The following is a 22,978-nucleotide window of genomic DNA, read 5'->3' on the forward strand; positions in this document are numbered from 1 at the left end:
AGTCTCCGCTGCAGCTTAAAAACAAGGCTTAGCGGGCAGATGAGGGTCACACGCGCTCTGGCGTTGGCCCCCTAAACGGCACGTTTAAACATCAAGCAATAATTCAACCCGTGCGCTGGAAACGTTGCTGATAAAACCATAGGCGGGCCCCTCTCCACGAGAACAACGCCGTGAAAACCCCGTCCTCTAACGACTCGATCAGCGCCTGGTGCTGGGTGGGCAAACTGATGCCGCCGCTGACGTTACTGACAACCTTGCCACGCACAGCCTTACTCGACACTTTGCGTATGCGCACCAAAGGCACGTTGGTGTTGGTGGTCGCACCGGCCGGATACGGCAAGACGACACTCTTGATGCAATGGCGACAAGCGTTGCTGGCGAGCACTCCACCGGCATCCGTAGCCTGGTTGTCATTGGACGAAGCCGACGCGGCCCCTAATCGTTTCCTGTCTTATCTGATCCTTACCCTGGACCGCGCCGGGTTCGATCTGGGTCACTTGCCACGTCTGGCGCACAACCAATCACTGGACGCGCAGCCCAAGCGCACGCTGACCGCCCTGCTTCACGCACTGGCCAGGGAGAACCGCCAGATCACATTGTTTGTCGATGACTATCACGCCGCCGCAAATCGTGATCTTGACCCCCTTGTGCAGGCCCTGCTCGAACAGGCCGCGCCTTGGCTGGAATGGGTAGTGTCCGCGCGGATACGGCCGGATTGGCCCTTGGCACAGTGGAAGGCCCATGGCTGGGTGCATGAGGTGTCCGCCCAGGCACTGAAACTGACAATGGCCGAGACCGGTGAAATCCTGGGGGCGGAGGTTGCGCCTCGCGAACTTCAACATGTTCACGAAATAACCGAAGGGTGGCCAGTGGCTGTGCAACTGGCCCGTCTGTGGCGCGCCGAGGGTGATACATCCATGTATGGCCTGGCGGATTTTAGCGGGCGCATTACCGACATGACCGACTACCTGACAGGGCAAGTGGTACAGCGACTGTCGCCTGAATGTCAGGACCTCCTGCGTGACATGGCACTGCTGGAACGCTTCAATGCCGAACTGGCCAACGCTGTGCGCGGGCGCAGTGACAGCGCACGGTTATTGATGCAGATGGCCCATCTGGACGCCCTTCTCGTGCCACTGGACGCCAAGCGCCAGTGGTTTCGTCACCATCGCCTGTTGCGGGACTTTCTCAAGCAAAGCATCGATGCCGAGGCGGCGCGCACTATCCATTATGCGGCGGCGCAATGGTTCGCTGAAGAACGACACTGGGCAGCGGCAATCGCCCACGCATTGGGCGCATGCGACACACGGCTGGCGGTCGACTTGCTGGTGCGTGCAGGGGGCTGGGAGGTAGTGCTGTACCACGGCATTCGCTACGCCCAAAGCCTGCTGCACTTGTTCGAAGAACATACCCGCAGGACAGAACCCGACCTGCTCCTGCTCCAGGCCTACCTGCACGCCAAACTCGGCGACTACGCCCTCGCCGCTCAATGGCTTGATGAAGCCCGACGTCGGATCAAGGACGCTCCGCGCCTGGCACGCGACTTTCATGTAATCCAGACACTGGCCAACGCCTACGTGGATCAATTTGAGCGCCATCCCTGCACAGACATCGTAGGCGACGGCTCGCTGGCACAGGCCACGCTCGCGTGTGTGCACGCGCTGCAAGCGTTAGTGGAGGGGCAGTTGCCGCAGGCTTTAGAGACCATCCGCGCGGCACATCTGAAGATGCGCCTGGTCGCCAGCTTGCGCGGCGAACACTATTGCAGGGTGCATGAAGCACAGGTGCTGGCCATCGCGGGCGATGTGCGTGTGTCAGCCAGGACGGTGGATGAAACCTTGGCAATGGCCGACAGGGAGTTCGGCAGCGAAAGTTCTGTACGAGCGCTAGTGGGCTGCCTCAAGGCACAGCATCTGTACTGGCAGGGCTTATGGACCGAGGCAACGCCCTGGTTTCGCGATGGCTGGGTGTCGCTGGAGCACACGGATGGCTGGCTGGACATCGCAGCCGTCACTGCGGAAGTCGCATGGCGTATAGCGTTGAGAAACCTGGGCTTGCAACCGGCCTTGCTGGAGCTTGAGCACGCCAGTCAACTGGCGGCCTCGCGCAACTGGCAACGCCTGGCCCGGTTGGTGCGTACCTGGCGAGTCGATGCGCTGGTACAGAGTGGTTCATTGACCCAGGCGCGCCAAGAGGCGCTGGCGGCCCAATTGGAAAAGGCGGCGGCGAGCCCAGACGACTGGCGCAACCAGGAGGCCGCCACGCTGGCGTTGGCCAGGCTCAACTTCGCGACAGGCGCATCCGGCGTCGCGCTCAGTGGTTTACGAGCCGGGGCCAAGGCTCTGCAGGACAAAGGCTTGCAATTGCCCGCCTGGCGCCTGCAACTACTGACCCTCGCAGGCTACGCAAAGGGCCACGCTGTTAGCCAGGATGCGGTCCTGGCGTCCATTCCAGCGTATGTGTTGCCAGGGCTGCTGTTGGAGGCCGGCCCATGCTTACTCACTGCACTGGAAGCGAGCCCCACCACCCGCGCCAACCAGCAGGCAGTTATCACACGCATAAGGGGATGGCGCGCGCACCCTATTCGCCCACGCTCCTCATTCAGCGCCAAGGAAACCCGGATTCTGATCCTGCTTGCCGAAGGGCAATCGAACAAGGCGATCGCCCAGGCCATGGCTATTTCCGAGAACACCGTGAAGTTCCATCTCAAACACGTATTCACCAAGCTCAATGTAGAAAGCCGCACAGCGGCTGTGGCTGCAGCGTTGCGCCTGGGCCTCGTTGCCGCACTTGATTGACGCACCAACCTACCCGGACGGGTAGTCGACCTGCCCAGTTCATCACGCCCTACCCGCCAGCCGTGTAGCCGTCTCCCCAGCCGCGCCCCTAGTCTTTTATCAACACCAGCGAGAGGCGCTCTCCTGGTTGCAAAAACAATAAAGACAACAGGAGGTTCCCTATGGGTATGAACGGCAAAACAGTGCGTGTGGCCACCGATGTCGGTGGAACCTTTACTGACCTTGTGTATTTCGAAAGCGATTCGATCACTGGCGAACAGACAATTCGTACCGCCAAAGTCGATACCACCGCGCCGAACTTCGCCGACGGGGTGCTCAACGTGATACGCAAAGCCAACGTCGACCTCGACACCGTGGATTTCCTGGCACACGGCACCACGGTTGTCATCAATGCCCTCACCGAGCGCCGGGGTGTCAAGACAGCCCTGATCACGACCCAGGGTTTCCGTGACGTGCTGGAGATCGCCCGGGCCAATCGCCCCGACTATTTCAACCTCAAATGGGTCAAGCCGGCGCCTTTCGTGCCGCGCTATTTGCGCCGCGAGGTTGCCGGCCGCCTTGGCACCTCGGGCCAGGAACGCGAGCCGCTCGACCTCTCGCAACTGCCTGAAATCCTTGAAGCGTTTCGTGCCGACAAGGTGCAAGCCATTGCGATCTGCCTGCTGCACGCTTACGCCAACCCGGCGCATGAACAGGCACTGTTGCGCGAAGTCCGCAGGCTTTGGCCGACCGTATCGGTCGTAGCGTCCCATCAGATCACCCGTGAATGGCGTGAGTATGAGCGCTCAAGTACCACCGCACTCTGTGCGTACATACAACCTATCGCTGCGCGTTATCTCGATGACCTCGCCGACGGATTGCGCGAGGGCGGGTATAAAGCACCCTTGTACATCATGCAGTCCAACTGCGGCGTCGATAGCGTGGAGCATGCACGGGAAACGCCGATCACCATGGTCGAGTCGGGCCCTGCAAGTGGTTTTTGGGCTGCGGCCGAACTAGGGAAATTAATCGACGAGCCTAATATATTGGGCCTCGATATCGGCGGCACTACCGCTAAATGTGCGTTGATTCGCAACGGCCAGGTGTCGATAAAAACCGACTACTGGATCGAGCGCAATCGAATCAATGCGGGCTATCCCATCATGGTGCCAGTGGTCGACCTGGTCGAGATCGGCAACGGTGGCGGTTCAATTGCCTGGGTCGACGATTTCGACAAGCTGCACGTCGGCCCCCTGTCTGCCGGCGCCGTACCGGGCCCGGCCGCTTATGGCAACGGTGGCACCATGATCACCACCACCGACGCCAACCTGGTGCTCGGGCGCATCAACCCGGATTACTTTTGTGGCGGCAGCATAGTTGCCGACCTGCCGGCTGTAACCCGCGGCCTGAATGACCTTGGGCAACGCTTGCAACTGCCGACCGATGAAGTGGCCCGGGGCATCGTGCGCCTGGCCAACGATAATATGGTCAACGCCTTGAAGCTCGTGTCCTTGAGCCGTGGACATGACCCACGAGAATTGACGCTGATGGCGTTCGGCGGCGGCGGTGCCATGCACGCTGTCGCGCTTGCGCAAGAACTGGGCGTGGAGAAAGTGATCGTTCCACGCAGCGCGTCGGTCTTCTCCGCCTGGGGCATGACGCTCTCGGACCTGCGGCGGGACCTGTTTATCAACCGCTTCGTGGATACCACACAAGACGGCAGTCTTGCGCAGACACAGCAGTTCCTCGATGAGCTGACAGGCCGCGCCCGCGAGCAGTTCGTCACTGAAGCGATCCATCCGCAACAGGTCGAACTCCAGGTTCTGTGCAAGCTGCGCTATCAGAACCAGGAACATTCCGTCGAGGTCCCCCTTAACCCGCTTGAGTCCCTGCACACCGATTGGGCGGCGATCGAGCAACGCTTCCATGATCTTTACGAACAGCACTACACCTATCGTCTGCAGGCTCCTTTGGAAATCATCGGTTTTCACATCGTCGCCGTTGGCCAGATTGACAAGTTGACGCCCCATGCACTGCCGATTACCGGCCGCCGGGTCAGCGAAGCCTGCAAAGGCCAGCGCCTGGTGGATTACGCCCAGGAAGGCATTCATGAGGCCAGCCTTTACGACTACAGCCTGCTCGAGCCCCTGATGACATTTTTCGGGCCGGCCATCGTCGAGGACGCGGGAACCACCGTAGTGGTTCACCCCGGCAACCGCGTGCACGTAGACCGCCTCGGCAACCTGCACATCATGATCCACGGCTAAGGGAGCACTGCCATGAGTAGTCTCGATATTTTCACTCGCGACATCATTCAAAACTCACTCCAGGCGATCGCGGACGAAATGTTCACCGTCATGCGCAAGGCCGCAATGAGCCCGGTGATCTACGAAGTGTTGGACATGGGCACCGGGATTACCGACGCCCAGGGCGAAATCGCCAGTTCCGGCGCGGGTATCCCGGCGTTTGTCGGTGTGCTGGACAAAGCCGTAAAGAAAATCCTGCTGCATCACCCTTTGCCTCAAGACATCGAAGACGGTGACGTTTTCATCAGCAACGACCCACATGACGGCGCGGTCACCCACCTCAATGATGTGGTGCTGGCCATGCCTGTGTTCGCCGACGGTCAACTGATCGCCTGGACCGCCAACATCGCGCACTGGAATGATGTTGGCGGCAGAGTCCCCGGATCACTGTCCACGGATGCCACGGATATTTTCCAGGAGGGCTTGCGCCTGGCATCGGTCAAGTTGATCAGCCGAGGGCAACCGATTCGCTCGGTGTTGCAGATCCTGCACGCCAACACGCGGATGCCGGACTTCATGGAAGGCGACCTATGGGCGGGAGTGGCTGCGGTGCGCGGCGGGGCCACGCGATTGCGAGAGTTGGTGAGCAAGTACGGCAGCGCGCTGTTTCTACTGGCCATGCAAGACTTCATGGACCTTGGCGAAAAAGTTTCGCTCAGAGCCCTGGCCGCGTTGCCCGCCGGGCAATTGAACCTGGAAGAACTGCAAGACGACGGCAGTCTGTTCAAGGTGCGTATCGATATACGCAACACCGAATTGGTGATTGACCTTCGGGATAATCCCGACCAATGCCTGGGCCCGACCAACCTCAGCCGCGACGGTGCTGTAGTCGCGGCACAGATGGCCTTCAAGGCGTTGACCGCCCCGCAAGGCATCACCAATGGCGGCACGTTTCGCCCGCTCCGGGTATTGACCCGCCCCGGGTCACTGTTCGACGCATTGCCGCCTGCCGCTGAAGGCTTTTATTTCGAAAACCTGATTCGCGTACATGACTTGATCCTGTGTTGCCTGGCGCAACACTTCCCCGACCGGCTGCCCGCCGGAAACTTTGCCTCGGTGTGCGCCACGATCATTGGCGGCGTACACCCGGACTCCGGCCGCACGTTCACCCTTGTCGAACCGGAAATCGGTGGGTGGGGCGCCGAACCAGGACGCGACGGCAATAACGCTGTTTACTCCGGATTACATGGCGAAACTTACAACTGCCCGGTTGAGGTCTGTGAGGCCCGCTATGGGCTGTATGTCGAACGTATGACACTCAATGATGAACCCGGCGGGCATGGGCAGTTTCGCGGCGGGCGCGGTGTGTGCATTGACTACCGCATTCGTGCCGACGGCAGCTTCCTGACTTGCGGCTATACGCGCTCGGTCATTCCGCCGTGGGGCCTGGAACAGGGCGCCGAAGGCACGCCCAATTACATCGAAGTCGTCCGCACGAACGGCGACAGCGAACGCTATTGCATGGCCAGTGGCATCGCCCTGAGCGCCGGGGACCTGGTCAGAGTGCGCACTGGAGCCGGTGGTGGATACGGCCCTGCCAGCCAACGTGATCCGGACGCCGTACGCGACGACCTTAAAAACGGCTATGTCGACGCCGCCACGGCGCGGCAGGTGTACGGCCTGGTGACTTGATCCCTGGGAGAGACTGACCTCCCGCACAGACCTCAAGAACAACAACAAAAAAGAGAGCAACACTATGAAACCGCAATACTCATCGCGTTTATGGGTAGGGCCCACCCTTGCCTTGGTTTTAGCAATCAGCCCAGCAGCTCGGGGCGATCAGTTCATTGGATTTGCTCAACCAGGCTTACCCGGCACGTGGGCCCTGGAATCGTTTCCAGTGTTCAACCGCACCGCAAAAGGCGACGTTCGCGCCGGCAGCAATACCGTTCTGGCGTACTTTTCGGAAACCGGCCTTACGGGAACGCAGCGTGACCAATTGCAATTCTGGCTGGGCGCCGATACGGGGTATACCAGCACCAATGGCACCCGCAACGATGATTCATGGAGCGTCGCATCACCGAACCTGGGCCTGGCTTATTACTACAACGTGCTTGAGCCCACCAGCGCTTATGGTTCGGATGACTACACCACCTTCTGGGTCAATCCGACGCTCTCCCTTGAGCTTCCCAACGGCAATGATCAAGGAACGGGTTATGGCGCTTTTGCCAACCGTTATGGCGCCAGCTTCAGCCTTCCCTTCTACGTTCGCATGGGCCGCTTTGCCGCCACGGTCACTCCCGCCGGCATCCACTATGCGGCACGCAATCGACACGCCACCGACCTCGGCGACGGCAACCCGAGCCAACTGCGCGGTGGCGTCAGTTACTGGCTGGCCAATATCGCCGCCGGGTACGCGGTGACGGACGACCTCTGGCTCGGGGTGCATCACGCCTACCACATCAACAACCGCTCGGCATCGGACTTCAAAGAGTCCCGGCAAGGCAAGATCGGTCCGGCGATGACCTACACAGGTTTCAGCAAACAGAAGTTCTACCTGTCCGCCAACCTGAATTTTGACTACTACCACAGCGATAACCTGCCCTATTCCAATAGCTTGACCATGGCTCTGGTGAAGTTTTTCTAGTGCCATCAGCCCACTGAGAGAGGAATACCCTATGAACAGTTCAAGTTCGAACAACCCCGCGCAAGACGTACCCGTGACCGTACGCTGGCTCAACCCGATTGGCTGCTCGACGTTCGACACACCCATTGCGCAATTGCTGCACAGCATCAAACAACCCTCCACGCGGATCGAGGTGGTGTCGTTTGACATGAATCCCAGCCCGACACACCTGGAATATCGTGCCTATGAGGCACTCACCTATGAGCGCATCGTGCGCATTGCCCGTGACTGCGAGCAGTCGGGCGTGGATGCGCTGGTACTGGGCTGCTTCTACGATCCGGCACTGGAAGATGCCCGTGAAATATCAGGTGAAACCCTGGTAGTCGGGCCGTGCCAGGCGAGCCTGCAAGTCATGGAGCATCTTGCCAATCGGTTTTCGGTCATTGTCGGCCGGACCAAATGGATCGAGCAGATGCGTACGCGAGTGAACGGCTACGGCGCAGGCAATCGACTGGCGTCAATGCGATCGTTGGACATGGGTGTGGATGAATTCCAGCGTGACCCTGCCCTGACGCGACGCAAGATTATCGAGCAAGCCCATCGCGCGGTACAGGAAGACGGCGCCGAGGCCGTCATCCTGGGCTGCACCATCGAGTTCGGCTTTTTCGAGCAGGTACAACGCGAAGTGGGCGTACCGGTGATAGACCCCGTCGTCGCTGCCTTCAAGGTCGCGGAATCCATGGCAGGAATGAAGCGCCGGTTTGGATGGCGGCCCAGTCGGGTGGGCAGTTGTGAACCGCCGCCTGAAGCCGAAATCGCACGGTTCGGACTCTTTCAGGGCCCCGCCCCCATCGGCAACCGCGTTGAAGCCTGACACTAAAGAGGATCGTCACCATGAGTGAGATACCGTCGACGCTCGCCCCCAACGTGGGTGATGTGTTCAAAGACGTCCCCCTGACACGCACGCATCTGCGATGCTGCCTTGTCCTGTTCCTGGTATTTGCGATCGAAGCCTGGGAGATGATGATCATCGTCTACACCGCGCCGCTGATTGCAGAAGAGTTTTCCCTGGATGCGCTTGCCGTAGGCAACCTGATCGGCGCGATGTTCATTGGCATGCTGCTCGGCGCGCTGGCGTGGGGCAGGCTCGCTGAACGCATTGGCCGTAAACGCGCAATTATCTGGAGCCTGGCCTCGTATGGGGTGGTTTCGCTGGCCAGCGCATTTTCGCCAGACTACACGACGCTATACGCCTTGCGCCTGCTGTCGGGTGTTGCAGCGGTGGGGATGATGGTGGTGACCTCTGCGCATTTCCAGGAGCTGTTGCCGATACGCCACCGAGGTGCACTGACCGTGTATCTCGCGTCCGGCTGGCCCATCGGCATGCTGCTGGCCCTCGGCGCGACGGTCTGGTTGCTGCCCCAAGGATGGCGAGCGATCATCATCTTGAGCTCGCTCGGTGGGCTCTGGGCCATCGCGGTCGCGCGCTGGGTTCCGGAGTCGCCTTACTGGCTGGCCTCGGTGGGTCGACAACAGGATGCCCGGGCGTCGATCAATGCCTTGAGCCGGGGCGCAGTGAAGCTCGATGATGATTGTGTATTGCAGGTTGACCGCAGTACCTCGGGCCTGCACCGTGAATTGTTCAAGGGCGGCTTGCTCGGCATCAGCCTGCTGCAGATCACCGTTAACTTCACCTTCTCCTGGGGCTACTGGGGCTTACAGACGTGGCTCCCCACGTTGCTGCAACAACGTGGCCTCAACCTGCCGCAAAGCTACGGTTTCATTGCGCTGTCGGCGCTCTGCATGATCCCCGGCTACATGACCGCGTCGTACCTGACAGGACGTTTCGGGCGCAAGAAAATCATCGTGGGGTTTATCAGCGCCTCCGTGCTGGCCGGCTACGGTTTTGCCAATTCCACCAGCCTGGAAATGCTCTATCTGAGCAACTTCGCCTTGGCATTCTTCAGCCTGGGGGCATGGGGCGTATGGGGCGCGTGGATCGGTGAGCTGTACCCGACATCATTGCGTACTGTGAGCTACGGTTGGGCGATTTTCGCGCAACGTATGGCGAACGTACTGGCACCCTCGCTGATTGGTGCGCTGATCGCATACGGTTCTTCGTTCAACCAGACGACCACGATCATCAACGCGTTCCTGGTGGTCACGGTCGTTCTCACCGCGTTCATGCCCGAAACCGAGGGCAAGGCATTACGTTGAAGTCACCTGTTCAGCGCAGAATCCGACGCGTCGCAGGACTCTGCGCTGACTGTGCCCCACTTCAAAACCAGGCTGAATGACAGCCGCCACACCAAACAATCCTTCTCCCCTTGGAAACGGAGTTCCCATGGACAATCAACACCCTCCAACCCGCCTGGTATTGCCCATGCAGCGCGGGGCTTATCAAAACAACGGTGCTTCACCCTGGTTCTGCACCCTGAAACTTGGCACCCCTGCTCAACCGCTCAGGTTCGCGATTGACACGGGTACGAATATGAATTGGATTACCTCGACACTGTGCCCTGCCGACCAGTGCGTGCACTTTTCCGGTGGCCGTTTCGATTTCGCGGCGTCCAGCACCTTCGCCTTTACCGATTGCCTGCGACGCCCCTACAGCTTCGGACCCTGGGGCACGATGCAGGTCGAGGCCGCCTGCGACGTATTAGCCGTTCCCAGCGACGACCTCGTGGATATCCAGTTGTTCTTAACGGCCGCCTACGAGGGAGAGCAATTCAAACAGCTGGACTGGGACGGTGGCCTGGGCCTGCCGTGCAGCAGTGCCTACCTGGAAAACCGCAACTCGTTTGTACTTCAATCATTGATGCGTGAAGGTCAACTGGCCCCTACCTGTCCCTACGTGACGTTTGATTGGAACAGCCGGTCGCGCAACGGCACTTGCCAAATGGGCGCCGTCGATCCGTCAAAAACCCAAGGGCCCCATCTGTTTTTACCTTGGTCTGTCTATAACAGGTTGCCCGGAGTGGAATACATCTGGTCAACAGCGCTGGAATCCTATTCGGTCGGCTCGCACTTATTGGCGAGGGACATTCAATTCGCACTCGATTCCGGCTCTTCACAATTCAAGGGCGACGATTCACTTATGCGTCAAACATTGGCGCTTATTGCACAGGGGGAGCACCCAGATATCGTGCTCGGGTTCACCGATGGAGAAATAACCTTAGGCGCAGACCTTTATAACTGCCTGATCGAGGAAGGTCCGCAAAAAGGCCAAACGCTGCCTCAGTTCGCACCGTTGGGCATGACTGACCTGGTGTTGGTCGGGTCGCTGGTGATGGAGCACTGCAACACCGTGTATGAGTATCAGGTGGTCAAATGTGATCGCGAGGTCTATTCGTTGGCGCCCGTAGGCGTTTGGTTGTTCAATCGGCCCGACGGCCCGCAGATCATTACGCGATCCTCTTCGAAACGCTTCGTACTTGGAGCGCGAGCGGTACTCAACCATAAAGTCACCCTCCCAGGCCCTATGGCTAAAACGACTTCGGTGGCGGGCATCTGGAAAAACGACTATGGATCAGTCATGAGCCTGGAGGTATCGGGACACAACATCCACGGGTCGTATCGTTCCTCGACCGGCTCGACGGGCGAGTACCGGATCACCGGATATTCGGCGGGGCCAGGCGCAACCCGTACCAAGAGTCAGCCAATCGCATTAGCCATTGAATGGCACGATCTGGGCAATGAAAAGCCCGATCCCAGCTGGAACTGGACCTCGGGACTCAGTGGCCAATTGAGCGTCTCGCCCGAGGGTGATGTGCTGACCCTTTCCCACCTGTTGGTTGCCAGTGGCGATTTCCCTGAGCTTGCGAGCTGTGGTACCTATGTCGACAAGCTGATTTATCATCGGGTTGAACCGTCACTGCGTCATGCGCCGGTTGCCACCTCAGAATGGCTGCCGGTTGAAAACGCCCTGGCAGGCAGATGGAACGCCGCTGATGGCGCATCGTTGGTACTGAGTGTGCGCAGTGATAGCCAGCAGCGCTTTGGAAGCGTTCACGGCCATTTCACCAGCGTCCAATCAAGCATAGCGACTGAAATTTCCGGCTTTACCGACATCCATGCGCTGGCCAGCAAACTCACCTTGCAGTCAGTCAGCATCACCGTCGCCAATACGCAAGACTCAACAGTTTCCAGCCTGAGCGGGATTCTGGATTTAAAGAGCGACGCGTTGCATCTGCAGGTTTTGGCCAGTTCATCAAGCGCTCCCGACCATGCGTACCTGGCAACCAAACTCTCAGCCATGCAGTTCACCCGCGCTACTTGACCAACCTTTTTCTTTCGATGGCCTGTAGCCGAAATACGCGCTGTAACACTTGCTGAAATGACTCGGCGACACGAACCCGCACGCCACGAGTACGTCGACTTGCGACAGCTCGGTGTGCTGCAACAGGCGCCGCGCTTCGGTGACGCGCAATTCCATGTAATAGCGTTGCGGCGTGGTGCCCAGTTGCTCCTTGAACAGGCGCTCCAGCTGGCGGCGCGAGCGGCCGGCGTATACGGCGAGCTGGTCGAGTTCCAGGGGTTCTTCGAGGTTGGCGTCCATCAACTTGACCACTTCGCGCAGCGGTGCGCTGACGCAGACGTTTTCGGTCGGTTTGATACGCCGGTAGCGCGACTCTTCGAAGGCGAGGATGTCTTCGATGCCTTCAACCAGCGCCTTGCCGTGCAGGCTCTTGATCCAGTCCAGGGCCATATGGAAAGCGCCCGACGGGCTGGAAGCGGTCAGGCGGTCGCGGTCGATCACATAGGGCTCGCTGGTCACCTGCGCGGCCTTGGACACCTCCGCGAGTGCCGGGCGATGCTCCGGGTGGATGGCGCAGCGGTAGCCCTGCAACAACCCGGCACGGCCGAGGAACCACGAGCCGTTCCACAAACCGGCAAGTCCGATGCCGTGTTCGGCGGCGGCGCGCAGGATGTGAATGAAGTCTTCACTGGCCTTGAGCTCGGTGCGAAATCCACCACAGATCACCAGCAGGTCCAACTCCGCCAGCACGGCCAGTTCCAGGCGCGCATCGGGGCGGATGACCAGCCCAAGGTCGCTGATGACCTCACGCTCGTCCCAACCGAACGTGCGCGTCGCGAACAGCTCGGGGCGCAGCAGGTTGGCGGTGACCAGGGTGTCGAGGGTTTGGGTAAAGGCAGGCAGGGAGAAGTGTTCGAGCAACAAAAAGCCGATGCGGGTGACCGCAGCCGGCTGTCGGGGGTTGTCATTGAGGTAGCGCAGGTTCTTGCCCTTCATGCCACCGCTGAACTGGCGTCTTTCCATCGAGGGTTGGCCCACTCTTCTTGTTGATGCAATGGGCGCTATCTTAGGGGCAAATGGGGTACCTGTCTCAATCCATGCCGCTGATCTTTAAAAACCGTGGGGCTTTTAACCCCCCCGGTTCAGCGGCTGCGGCGCAATCTGATACGGTTTTTTGCGCGCCATCTGCGTCTGTATCGAAAACCGCCCGAAGCGGACAATGGCGCTACCCCGACATTCCTGTCGTCCCTTCCCTTCGGAGGCCTTATGACCAAGATGGCTATTTTCCTGTTCGGTTTTCTGGTGCTGACCATCGGCATCGGCTTGCTGGCGACCATCTCGCCGGTTTGACGGGCCTGTCACCCGGCAACGAGCATCGGATACAACGACAGCACCAACAGACCCGCCATCGTCCAGTTGAAAACCTTCAACCAGCGCGGTTCGCGCAATACGCTGCGCAAGCCGCTGCCGCAGCCGACCCACACGCACACACTGGGCAAGTTAACCACGGCAAACACCAGCGCGATCACCAGCACATTGGTCACATACCCCTCGGCCGGCGTGTAGGTAGTGATCGCGCCCAGCGCCATGATCCACGCCTTGGGGTTGACCCACTGGAAGGCCGCCGCGCCGAGAAAAGTCATCGGTTTGCCCTGTTCGTCGGTGCTGTCCGCCATGCCGCCAGCGTTGGCGATCTTCCAGGCCAGGTACAGCAGATAAGCAGCACCGACATAGCGCAACAGCGTGTACGCCCAGGGGAACAGCTTGAACACTTCGCCCAGGCCCAACCCCACGCAAATCACCAGCACCATGAAGCCAATACTGATACCCAGTGCATGAGGCATCGAACGCCGAAAGCCGAAATTCACGCCAGAGGCCAGCAACATAGTGTTATTGGGGCCCGGCGTGATCGAGGAGACGAAGGCGAACAGCACAAAGGCTGACAGAAGGCTGGTGGACATGAACATGGCGCGGCATCCAAGCGGAGTTGATGTCCTGCGACAGTAGAGGGTTGCGCAGTTTATCGCCCCATACAGCTGGTGTTGGATCGAGGAATACACTTTGATGACATGGGTTTCACAAAGCTTTCACAGACGCAGGCCTAAGGTTATCCCAGCTCCTACATGAACACCTTTTAGCCCGCTCCCCCATCGCGGGCTTTTCTTTGCCTGTGATTTTTCCCGGATAAACAGGGTGAAAGCTGTGATAGACGATCTTGGCGGTCCCAGAACCGCACAACAAGCACTGTTCTACGACCTTGAAGATGCCAGCGCCGTAATCGGCTGGTCGGTGGTTGAACTGGCGGCCCTGGCGGCCAGCGGCAAGACGGGCGATCAAGCGGCGCTGCTGACCAAAGTGTGCACACTGCTGGCCGTCCAGCAGAAACGTCTTGAGGCCTATGCACATGAAGTCAAAGAGCAGCGAATCAATCGATCTGAAGCGCCTGGCTGAGACCAGCCGCATCGCTGCATAGGACTGATCAGCGGTGTTGCGTTAAATGCTGACCGCCATCAGCATGTTGTTTTTTTACACGCTTTCGCGCTCTGAGTTCGTATTGATGATGAAAGAACCAGGCCACCAAGAGTAGGCCTGTCACACCGAAAACCAGGGTCAACAGCTCTAATGCAGTACCTTCGTGTGAAAACATTTTTCGTTCCTCGTCCTGAAGCCGTGTGACTGGAAAACAGTCGCACCGAAATTGTTTGTAACAATACAAACAATTCCAGGGTAGTCGGCCAAGACGCTGATGACAACCCTGACCGGGCTATAACCCTCGGTCTAGACGCGTCACCCGTCGAAAAACCACTCAAGAACCCTGTGGCGAGGAAGCTTGCTCCCGCTGGACTGCGCAGCAGTCCCCTTCCAGCCCCCCCCGCCCGAGCCGAGCAAGCCCTCCCGTACGCACCACGAGCGCAAAAAAACCCGGCACCAGGCCGGGTTCGGAAAGTTGAATCAACCACTAGTTATCCGGATGTTCACTCGCCACCGAATCGGCCGCATCCACATCGGACATATCCTCCTCCAGAGGCGCCTCGTCGTCCGGCGGCAACGGAATGCCATCTTCGTCGCGCTTGGGATCGTGCCCGGTTTCGTTGTCCGTGCTGCGGGTCACTGCCTGTTGGGAAAGGTTTCCTGGGGCATTTTCATTGATGTGCATGCTGGCTCTCCGTTCAAACGCTTGGGATATCCGCGCTTGATATTCAGAGACGGCATGGCGGGCAGAGTGCCGGCTGTTAGACGAATGGTGGTCGGCTCAGCATTCCCGGAGTCGGCGCAAACACGTCCTTAGTTGAATGCGACCTGCCTGAGCTGCCGGTAGGCAACCACCAGTTGCTCCAGGCTGAACGCCAGGTTTCTCCCACTGGGATTGGGCAAGACCCACACGGCGGCATTGCCGAACGTCCTGCTCTGCAGCCCCCACTCCACGTGGCGCTGCCCGGATAACGCCGCATACGCCGCCTTGCCGAGAAACGCCACATAGCGCGGTGCATAACGAGCGATCTTCTGTTCGAAAGCCACGGCCGCTGCGATGAACTCCTGCCTGGACAATTGATCGGCCCGCGCCGTCGGCCGTTCGACCACGGCGGTCAGTCCGCACTGGTACTGAAGCAGGGTGCGATCACTTTGCGCAGGCACTTGCCCAGAGGTAAACCCGGCCAGATGCAGCGTGCGCCAGAAACGATTGCCTCGGCCCGCAAAGTGATGCCCTTGGGCGGCAGCGGTCATGCCGGGGTTGATTCCGCAAAAGACCACCGCCAACTGCTCGGCCAATATGTCTTCCAGGCCTTCATTCACCGCAGATTACCCTTATTCGGAGCTATCGCCAGACGACCATCGAGTTTACAGCGTAAATGTAGCCCCACGCGTATTCACAAACAGCGCGTAAATCGAGTGACTACTGGCCATGAACAGCCGATTCCCTTCACGCCCCCCAAAGCACACATTCGGGCAGCGCTCTGGCAGCGAAATGTGCCCGATGGCCTTGCCCTGCGGATTGAACACGCGCACGCCATCGAGCTTTTCCAGGTCAGCCTTGGGATCCCCATTGCCGCCCCAGCCGCACCACAGATTGCCCGCCTCATCGCATTTGATGCCGTCGATTGCGGCATAGTCCAACCCCTCGATGTGCTTGCGGCGTTCGCCCAGTGTGCCATCGTCCTTCACGGCAATCGCCCAGATCAGGCGATTGGGCTTGGCGCGACCTTCCACGACGTACAGGGTTTTTTCATCGGGAGAAAAGCACAGGCCGTTGGGGCCGTTGAGGTCGTCGATTACCCGCGTGACTGCTTGGCTCTCGCCATCGATGCGGTACACGGCATGGGGCTGGGTCGGGGTGATTTTGTGCCCTTCGTAGTTGTTGCCGGTCTGGAATGGCGGGTCAGTGAACCAGATCGAGCCATCACTCTTGCAGACAATGTCGTTGGGCGAATTGAAGCGCTTGCCGTCGAAGCTGTCGGCCAGCACGGTGATCGTGCCATTGTATTCGGTGCGCGTGATGCGACGGCCTTCGCCGGTGGTGGTCGAGCCTTCGCAGACGATCAGACGCCCCTGGCGATCCCGGCACATGCCGTTGGAGAAATTCGAATGTTCGCGGTACACGGTGAACGTGTCGCTGATTTCGTCCCAGCGCATGATGCGATTATTCGGAATGTCGCTGACCAACAAATAGCGGCCATCACCGACCCACACCGGCCCTTCGGCCCAGCGCATACCGGTGGCGAGTTTTTCAACACTGGCGTTGAATACGCGTAGCTCGAGAAAGCTGTCGTCGAGGATGTGAACCAAGGGATCAGGGTAACGCTGGCTCAAGGGTTCGGCGGCCTCGGAGAATCGGCTCAGCGCGGCGCCGCCGACGGTGGCAAGCGTGGCGGAAACAGCGAGGGATTTTTTCAGGAAGCTGCGGCGGGTATTGCCCTTCGCGGGGTCAAGGTTTTGAGGCTTGGCGGACGGGGATGAGTCCATGGAGTGGTCTCCGTGATTTTATTTTTGTGGGGAGAGGTAGTAATAGCGCGTGGTAGGACATCGTACAACTGGTTTTTGCGAGGTGCCACAACGCATGAGGCTCTGAAAGCCGGATGACGCCGAACCGCAGGCAATACAAAACCCCCGTAGACGTTAATCTACGGGGCTTTCAAGAGTGGAGGCCGAGGCCGGAATCGAACCGCGTAGGGGGATTTGCAATCCATAGATTTTTATTTAATAACTAGTTGATGACGATTCAGTTCCGTATCGTCGTTAGCCTCAAAAGCCCTTAAGCTAGGCATAGAAACCTGCCCCTTTTCGGACTTTTGGAATAGCAAACGGGCAGATCACCATTCTCAGGAATACTGGTCTGGCACAGTTATCCGGTTAAGATGCAGCTATCAAGGCCGGCACTGAGCATGGCTATTCTCTAGTCGTGCTGATCCGCCAATCTCCAGTTCAAAGACGCCCGACCTAAAGCGGACAGTAAAATACACTTATCGCATGTCTAGTCGCTTGCTTGACCACCCCAGAGATCACCATATTAATCCAAGGGTCGGCTAAACTTTAAATGCACAAACCTAATACGCCCTGCAATGCACGAGTCATAGACTAAATTGTCAGCATCGCATGCATTCTTTTCACGATCATTACGATGGTAAGCAAGAGGTTTGCCGTCACGAAAATGACTAAAGGAGTTATGATATGCTTCGCATAACTAAAGTGAAATACTGCATCACCAGCATTAAACTCGTGCGTTAATCTGAACACAACGGAATGTACAAAGCAGAGTGCCACGAGCACGATGGAGCTCAAAATAGAGAAGCAAATATTATAATACAACTGACCAAGAAGCTCTTTCTTCGGTGCATATAAACTATCTGACTGTCTATTTATCTCGAGCTTACTTTCCTGGTCATATACAAGCACCAATACAGACAACAATAAGGCAGTAAAGATTGCGCCAAAATTTACAAGCATTGACGACACATCCTTGCTTAGACTGTAACCTGCCAGCAAGCCAAGCCCTGCGACTAACCCAGGCACGAGAAAAAAAGTAATATAATCGCCAATTGATCTTTTTCCCTCCGGATCAGATAGGGTTGCAATATGCCCTAAGAGAATTTCAGTGACATTTATTTTGCTACTCATACTCTTACACCCATCTTAGGATAAAGCGCATCTGCCAAGTCCTGCAAAACTATAGTACACCATTTGTGCAAAGAGCTTGCAACGGGGTTACCTGCAACAAAATCCACATCTTCTTCGTCGATCGCGATTTCACACACCTGCTCGTCTGCTGGTCGACCAATGGTGAATGTACGGCGCTTACCCCCAAGCTCTACCACTACTTTCACATGCGCGCACATCGGAGACAGATATTCAACAACCTTATATTTTTCGCTATTCGGGTCCAAGTAATCCTTGAACTGACCTAGCGATGAGCGACTAGGCGGTTTAATAATTAATTGTTGCTCTTTGTGCCCCAACTTCTTTATTTGATCAGTCAGATCACTCATACCTTCAAATTTTGTCAGCCTGATTTCTTTAGCCGTTGCCTTCTCCCAATTTACAAATGCCTTTTTGTACGCCAAAGGATTCATTTGTAAATTCAGTTTAGTTATTTTTACAAACTCCACACGAAGCAATTCATGAAGAAGAGTTTTTATGCCTGCACCTTTGAAGCTATGAAGCAGAGCAATTCCCTCATTAAAACCTGCCGGCACAAAAAACCTAACATAGTGTCTTATTATCTCAGCATTTTCCTGGGTTTTCTGGTAATCCACGTTGCCTGTTTTAATATCAATTATGTCGTTTTTTACACCATAACTTCCGACTTCGAACCAGCCTGCGACTTGCCTTTTCGCAGAATTAACGTCCATCCCTTTAAATCTGTAAACCTGTTTGGTATCTTCAGCAATTATAAACTTATCATCAACCCTCTTGAAGTAATCTTCCAGCACTTTAAAGGCATCATAAGCGCCAACTTTGTCAAGCTTAGAGTATCTATGCTCAATCTTAACAGCGGTACTGTTCGGGTCAAAAAAACGTATGGAATATGGGGCAATTGCGTGCATGACTGACTTCCCTGTTTATGTCCGCTCTCTGGCCGGATCAATTTTAATATTTGGCTAATTACAAATCTGCCGCTCGGCAATTGGCCTGTATTTTCACAAACAGACGATGAGCATTGATGCTGCTGCGTGAGCTTATGCTGGCATTGTGACCACCGCAACATGAATCGCCACTCTCGTACACATCAATTGCAAGCTAGACATCACGGACGGACTGAAAAAACACGCTAGGGCACAGCCTGCGGAAGCGATGACCAAACCGCACCCAATAAAAAACCCCGCAGACGTTAATCTACGGGGTTTTCAAGAGTGGAGGCCGAGGTCGGAATCGAACCGGCGTAGGCGGATTTGCAATCCGCTGCATAACCATTTTGCTACTCGGCCTCAAACGATCAATGCCTGTGTTGCCGGCATTCATCGCATACAAACTTGAGTGGGCTCTGTGAAGCGCGCCTCTACTCTAACTCATTGAATACATTGAAGTTTTTAATGCTTCATTGCGTTCGATGGGCGCCATTATGTACTCATTTGCTTTTGCCTGCAACCCCTTGATTTCAAAAATATTTCGCATTGGCATCAAGGGGTTGCGTGCCTGCCCTACTCCTGGATGCGTTGCTCCTGGTACTGCGGGTCGGCTTTGATTTGGGCGTCGGTGAATGGCAGTGGGCGCAGGTTTTTCGCGGAGAAAGCCTGGGTCTGGTCCTTGGAATAGTTTGAGTCAGGATTGCTGGACTCGGAGAACGCCAGTACGCCTACCGCCTGGGGCCCTTTGTCGTCGAAGGTGACGATTTGCAAATAGCTGGTGCCGCTGACGACTTCGCGTTTGCCGTCGGCGCGGGGCACGGTTTGCATGGCGTTGTAGATGCCCAGTTCTTGCGGGCCGCCGTGGATCGGGGTTTGGCCGGAGACCTGGATGTCACCCCAACGGCTCAGGCCGAGTTTATCGACCGCGCTGCTTGAGGCCAGCATGGCTTCGCGCAGGGCTTTGGCCACGGGTGCGCGGTCGATGGCCAGGCCGCTGGGGGTGGTCAGCGGGTGAGCCGGGTCGAAGGCGACGCGCCAGGCATCGGGTATTTGTTGCAGGTGTTCCACCAGGTTGATGAAGTGCACCAGGCCCAGGCCGCTGTCGAGGTTGGCGCGTTGGTCCCAGGTTTTCAGGCTGGTGCACAGCGCCTGCAGCGCAGCAGCATCGTTGCCCAGTTGTTTGGCACAGAACTGTAGCAGGTCGGGCATGACTTGCCCGGCGAGGTACACCTCGTTGTCCATGACCATGTTTTGCAGAGTGCTGACGGTGATGGGTTGTTTCTCCAGGGATTGCAGGCGTTGCAGGGCGAATCGGGCGCGGGGGCCGAGGCCGATGTTGTCCTGGCTGATCACCGGGGAGAAGCCGGTAAGCGGCGCCTTGGGGTTGGCCATCCACGCGGAGTCGTTGGAATGCTGCACATAGTCGGTGCGTTGCAGTTGCGGCAACTGGGCAGCCGCGAAGATGCCGGCCTGGGCGGCCTGTGGATCGATGTCCCAGGCGCAGGCGCTGCGGCTGCCGTCGAGCAGGATCATTTGCAGGCCGGCGCGCGGGTCGCTGCATTGCGCCAGTTTGGCCGCGCTGACGTTGGGCACCACCGACAGGTTCATGTACAGGCTCTGGCCCTGATCATCGGCGGCCAGGGTGTTGACCCAGGGGATGCCTTGCAGGCTGTGCACCGAGGTTTGCAACTCCGCGAGGCTGCCGGCGCGGTTCATGGCGTACCACTGTTGCAGCACGCGGTCGTTGCCGAGGTTGGCGTCGCGCAGGCTGAAGGCGTAATGGTTGTCCCAATCCAGCTTGCCGGGCCATTGCACCACCGGGCCAAACTGCGAACTGTAGACCGTATGGGTGACGTCCTTGACGCTGCCATCGGCCTGCTTGACCTGCAGCGTCAGCGTGGTTTTATCCAGGGGCACGGACTTGCCATCGAGCAGGTAACGGGTGGCGTCCTTGGGGTCGAGCGTCAGGCGATACAGGGTGAAATGCTTGGAGGTGTCCACCGTATGCGTCCAGGCCACGTGCTGGTTGAAGCCGATGTTCACCACCGGCAACCCAGGCAGCGCCGCGCCCATCACATCCAGTTGGCCGGGGATCGTCAGGTGCATCTCGTAAAAACGCATGCCGCCCACCCACGGGAAGTGCGGGTTGGCCAGCAACATGCCACGCCCATTGAAGGAGCGATCGCGGCCCACCGCGACGGCGTTGCTGCCTCGGTCAAGGGTGAAGCGCTGTTGATTGGCCGCAGCCAGTTCGAATGCCTTGGCATCGGGGTGCACGGCGGCACTGGCCTGGGGTGGCGTCGCGCCCACCAACGCTTCGGCGAATTGGCCGACACCGCCTTCTACCAGCAGCCTACGGGTCAACTTGATCAGGTCTTCCTTGACCAGCGGACGCACCCACGCCGCCTGACACTGCGCCGGCGCGCCCTGCTCTTTCAGATAACGGTTGTAACCGGCCACATAGCCTTCGATACGCTGGCGGATCTGCGGCGTTTGCGCCTTCCAGAACGCCTCCACCGCGTCCGGTGTGTTGAGCCAGGTAAAGAACACATCGCTGGCCAGGTTGTTGCGCTCCTCCAAGGTTGCCTGCTCGGGGCCGAAGAACCGGGCGCGCTGGCCATTCACCGTGATCACTTCATTGGCCAGCAGGCACAGGTTGTCCTGGGCATACGCATAGCCGATGCCGAAACCCAGGCCGCGCTCATCATTGGCGCGGATATGCGGCACGCCGTAGGTGGTACGCCGAATCTCTGTGGACGCCTGCGCCACCGGCTCCCGCGCCGATGCCGCCAGGCTCATTCCCAGCAACAGCCCTGCCACGCATACCCTGGACAACCCGTTGAAAATAATCACGCCGACTCCACAGTCAAATTGAACACCCTCGGTAGGGACAACTTCCCCACCGTAAGGACGCAGCCAACCGAAAATAATTTACTGGCGTGGGCGGTTTATTCCAGGCGGTTGCACTGTGACAAACCCGATACCGACAAAATTTCTACATCCTGCACTTCATGATTTTGCGCGTTCGTTCGTCTTATTGAATAAGAGCACCATCATTTTCCTGATCAGGCTCTGATAAGGAGTTTTTGCATGTACAACCCGCAAGTGCCCACGGATGGACATTCATCGACCGCCGAGGCCAATGTCGGCAACACCCCCCTAGGGTTCGGCAAAACGCCCGAACAGCAGGGCAACCAGCGTATTCGCCATTTGCTCAAGTGCTTCGGTCTGCGCACCAGCCTGATCCGGCTGAAGGTCATCGACGCCCTGCTCACCGCTGCCGGCAACCAGCGCACCCTCGGCGTGCGCGGCGTGCACAGCCATCTGCTGGAGCTGGGCATCCCGTTGTCGTTTCTCAGTGTGCGCGAGGTGCTCAAGCGCTTGTGCAGCGAGGGCGTGATCACCCTCAATGCCGACAAGAGCTACAGCCTCCACGAAGAGGCCGCCAAAGTGCTCGAGGGACGCGCCTGAATCACGCGCGCATCAGAAGTGTGGCTTGACCTTGCGACGCATGATGCCGTTGATCACGACCACCACCACGGCAATCGCAATGGCCAGGTACTGGAAGGTTTTCTCGCTGATAGCGCCAATGTTCTGCAGGTAGGACAGGCCGAACATCGAGGCCAGCACGGCCAGGGCAATCAGAATCGAGTATTTCAAGCGTTGTTTCTGGGTCATGACGAGTTCCTGAACCTTAAAGAATGTATCCAGTGTGTATCGCCGCAGATGCCAAGCACATACCCGAAAACGGGGATGGACGCTGGGCGGCAAGGTCTCATGTTACAGGCGATGAAAAGCTTTGGCTCGTTCCGCGCCCGATTGACCTTGTGAGCCCCTGGAGGATTGCCCAAATGCTGCGTCGAATCACCCTGCTGATTCCCTTGCTGATCATGTTGACCCTGAGCGGCTGCTTCTTTTTCCCACGAGGTGGCGGCGGCTGGCATGACCATCGCTACGGCGGTGGCCCAGGCTACGAGCACCGCTGAATGAACGAGCGTCTCGCTGCCGGC

The 22,978-nt window shown here is 58.0% G+C and carries 20 protein-coding genes and 1 tRNA gene; 11 read left to right on the forward strand and 10 right to left on the reverse strand.

The features are described from left to right. The first annotated feature begins 170 nt into the window (after positions 1 to 170). The 7 genes from C4J90_RS14290 (at position 171) to C4J90_RS14320 (ending at position 11,928) form a co-directional block, all read left to right on the forward strand. Complete coding sequence (locus C4J90_RS14290; protein WP_256658862.1) at positions 171 to 2,798, forward strand: LuxR C-terminal-related transcriptional regulator; 2,628 nt, start codon at positions 171 to 173, stop codon at positions 2,796 to 2,798. Positions 2,799 to 2,965: 167 nt separating this feature from the next. Then, positions 2,966 to 5,044 (forward strand): hydantoinase/oxoprolinase family protein, encoded by a 2,079-nt coding sequence (locus C4J90_RS14295; RefSeq protein ID WP_256658863.1) that lies wholly within the window; start codon positions 2,966 to 2,968, stop codon positions 5,042 to 5,044. A 12-nt stretch (positions 5,045 to 5,056) separates the two neighbouring features. Continuing rightward, a complete protein-coding gene (locus C4J90_RS14300; RefSeq protein WP_124420114.1) occupies positions 5,057 to 6,715 on the forward strand; it encodes a hydantoinase B/oxoprolinase family protein in 1,659 nt (552 codons plus the stop codon). Between the two features lie 208 nt (positions 6,716 to 6,923). Further along, positions 6,924 to 7,670, forward strand: a complete 747-nt coding sequence (locus tag C4J90_RS14305; protein WP_256658864.1) for a hypothetical protein — start codon at positions 6,924 to 6,926, stop codon at positions 7,668 to 7,670. 31 nt (positions 7,671 to 7,701) lie between these two features. Continuing rightward, complete coding sequence (locus tag C4J90_RS14310) at positions 7,702 to 8,523, forward strand: aspartate/glutamate racemase family protein (protein WP_124420116.1); 822 nt, start codon at positions 7,702 to 7,704, stop codon at positions 8,521 to 8,523. A 20-nt stretch (positions 8,524 to 8,543) separates the two neighbouring features. Further along, the gene (locus C4J90_RS14315) at positions 8,544 to 9,866 is read left to right on the forward strand and encodes an MFS transporter (RefSeq protein WP_124420117.1); all 1,323 of its coding nucleotides are present in this window, start codon (positions 8,544 to 8,546) and stop codon (positions 9,864 to 9,866) included. Positions 9,867 to 9,993: 127 nt separating this feature from the next. Further along, positions 9,994 to 11,928 (forward strand): avidin/streptavidin family protein, encoded by a 1,935-nt coding sequence (locus C4J90_RS14320; RefSeq protein WP_124420118.1) that lies wholly within the window; start codon positions 9,994 to 9,996, stop codon positions 11,926 to 11,928. On the opposite strand, the gene C4J90_RS14325 is transcribed toward C4J90_RS14320, so the two are convergent. After that, complete coding sequence (locus tag C4J90_RS14325; protein WP_124421215.1) at positions 11,899 to 12,903, reverse strand: GlxA family transcriptional regulator; 1,005 nt, start codon at positions 12,901 to 12,903, stop codon at positions 11,899 to 11,901. The two genes, C4J90_RS14320 and C4J90_RS14325, sit on opposite strands and share 30 nt — an antisense overlap. A gap of 123 nt (positions 12,904 to 13,026) precedes the next feature. Between C4J90_RS14325 and C4J90_RS14330 the strand changes: the two genes are divergently transcribed. Beyond that, positions 13,027 to 13,257, forward strand: a complete 231-nt coding sequence (locus C4J90_RS14330; protein WP_124420119.1) for a hypothetical protein — start codon at positions 13,027 to 13,029, stop codon at positions 13,255 to 13,257. 8 nt (positions 13,258 to 13,265) lie between these two features. Here C4J90_RS14330 and C4J90_RS14335 read toward each other — a convergent pair whose 3' ends face one another. Next, a complete protein-coding gene (locus C4J90_RS14335) occupies positions 13,266 to 13,874 on the reverse strand; it encodes a LysE family translocator (protein ID WP_124370832.1) in 609 nt (202 codons plus the stop codon). Between the two features lie 226 nt (positions 13,875 to 14,100). On the opposite strand from C4J90_RS14335, the gene C4J90_RS14340 reads away from it, so the two are divergent. After that, positions 14,101 to 14,358, forward strand: coding sequence for a hypothetical protein (locus tag C4J90_RS14340; protein ID WP_124420120.1), 258 nt, complete (start codon positions 14,101 to 14,103; stop codon positions 14,356 to 14,358). Positions 14,359 to 14,866: 508 nt separating this feature from the next. Here the strand turns inward: C4J90_RS14340 and C4J90_RS14345 are convergent. From C4J90_RS14345 to C4J90_RS14375, 7 genes are all read right to left on the reverse strand, one after another. Next, entirely contained in the window at positions 14,867 to 15,064 is a 198-nt protein-coding gene (locus C4J90_RS14345; RefSeq protein WP_124363016.1) for a hypothetical protein, read from the reverse strand. A gap of 128 nt (positions 15,065 to 15,192) precedes the next feature. Beyond that, complete coding sequence (mug, locus tag C4J90_RS14350; protein WP_124420121.1) at positions 15,193 to 15,702, reverse strand: G/U mismatch-specific DNA glycosylase; 510 nt, start codon at positions 15,700 to 15,702, stop codon at positions 15,193 to 15,195. Between the two features lie 45 nt (positions 15,703 to 15,747). Further along, on the reverse strand, positions 15,748 to 16,869 hold the full coding sequence (locus tag C4J90_RS14355; RefSeq protein ID WP_124420122.1) for an SMP-30/gluconolactonase/LRE family protein: 1,122 nt from the start codon (positions 16,867 to 16,869) through the stop codon (positions 15,748 to 15,750). A gap of 612 nt (positions 16,870 to 17,481) precedes the next feature. Further along, positions 17,482 to 18,021 carry a hypothetical protein gene (locus C4J90_RS14360; protein WP_124420123.1) on the reverse strand — a complete coding sequence of 180 codons (540 nt, stop codon included), beginning with the start codon at positions 18,019 to 18,021 and terminating at the stop codon, positions 17,482 to 17,484. Beyond that, entirely contained in the window at positions 18,018 to 18,947 is a 930-nt protein-coding gene (locus C4J90_RS14365) for a hypothetical protein (RefSeq protein WP_124420124.1), read from the reverse strand. The genes C4J90_RS14360 and C4J90_RS14365 overlap by 4 nt, the downstream gene beginning before the upstream one ends. 307 nt (positions 18,948 to 19,254) lie before the next feature. Next, positions 19,255 to 19,328 (reverse strand) — tRNA-Cys (locus C4J90_RS14370). A gap of 213 nt (positions 19,329 to 19,541) precedes the next feature. Further along, positions 19,542 to 21,821, reverse strand: coding sequence for an acylase (locus C4J90_RS14375; protein WP_124420125.1), 2,280 nt, complete (start codon positions 21,819 to 21,821; stop codon positions 19,542 to 19,544). 237 nt (positions 21,822 to 22,058) lie between these two features. On the opposite strand from C4J90_RS14375, the gene C4J90_RS14380 reads away from it, so the two are divergent. Beyond that, positions 22,059 to 22,439 carry a fe2+ zn2+ uptake regulation protein gene (locus tag C4J90_RS14380; RefSeq protein ID WP_124363022.1) on the forward strand — a complete coding sequence of 127 codons (381 nt, stop codon included), beginning with the start codon at positions 22,059 to 22,061 and terminating at the stop codon, positions 22,437 to 22,439. Positions 22,440 to 22,451: 12 nt separating this feature from the next. Here C4J90_RS14380 and C4J90_RS14385 read toward each other — a convergent pair whose 3' ends face one another. Beyond that, positions 22,452 to 22,646, reverse strand: a complete 195-nt coding sequence (locus tag C4J90_RS14385) for a hypothetical protein (RefSeq protein WP_124363023.1) — start codon at positions 22,644 to 22,646, stop codon at positions 22,452 to 22,454. A gap of 173 nt (positions 22,647 to 22,819) precedes the next feature. Here C4J90_RS14385 and C4J90_RS27125 point away from each other — a divergent pair, with 173 nt between their 5' ends. Next, positions 22,820 to 22,954 carry a hypothetical protein gene (locus C4J90_RS27125; RefSeq protein ID WP_256657411.1) on the forward strand — a complete coding sequence of 45 codons (135 nt, stop codon included), beginning with the start codon at positions 22,820 to 22,822 and terminating at the stop codon, positions 22,952 to 22,954. Positions 22,955 to 22,978 lie beyond the last annotated feature (24 nt).

The sequence above is a fragment of the Pseudomonas sp. R2-60-08W genome (assembly GCF_003852335.1).
Lineage (GTDB): Bacteria > Pseudomonadota > Gammaproteobacteria > Pseudomonadales > Pseudomonadaceae > Aquipseudomonas.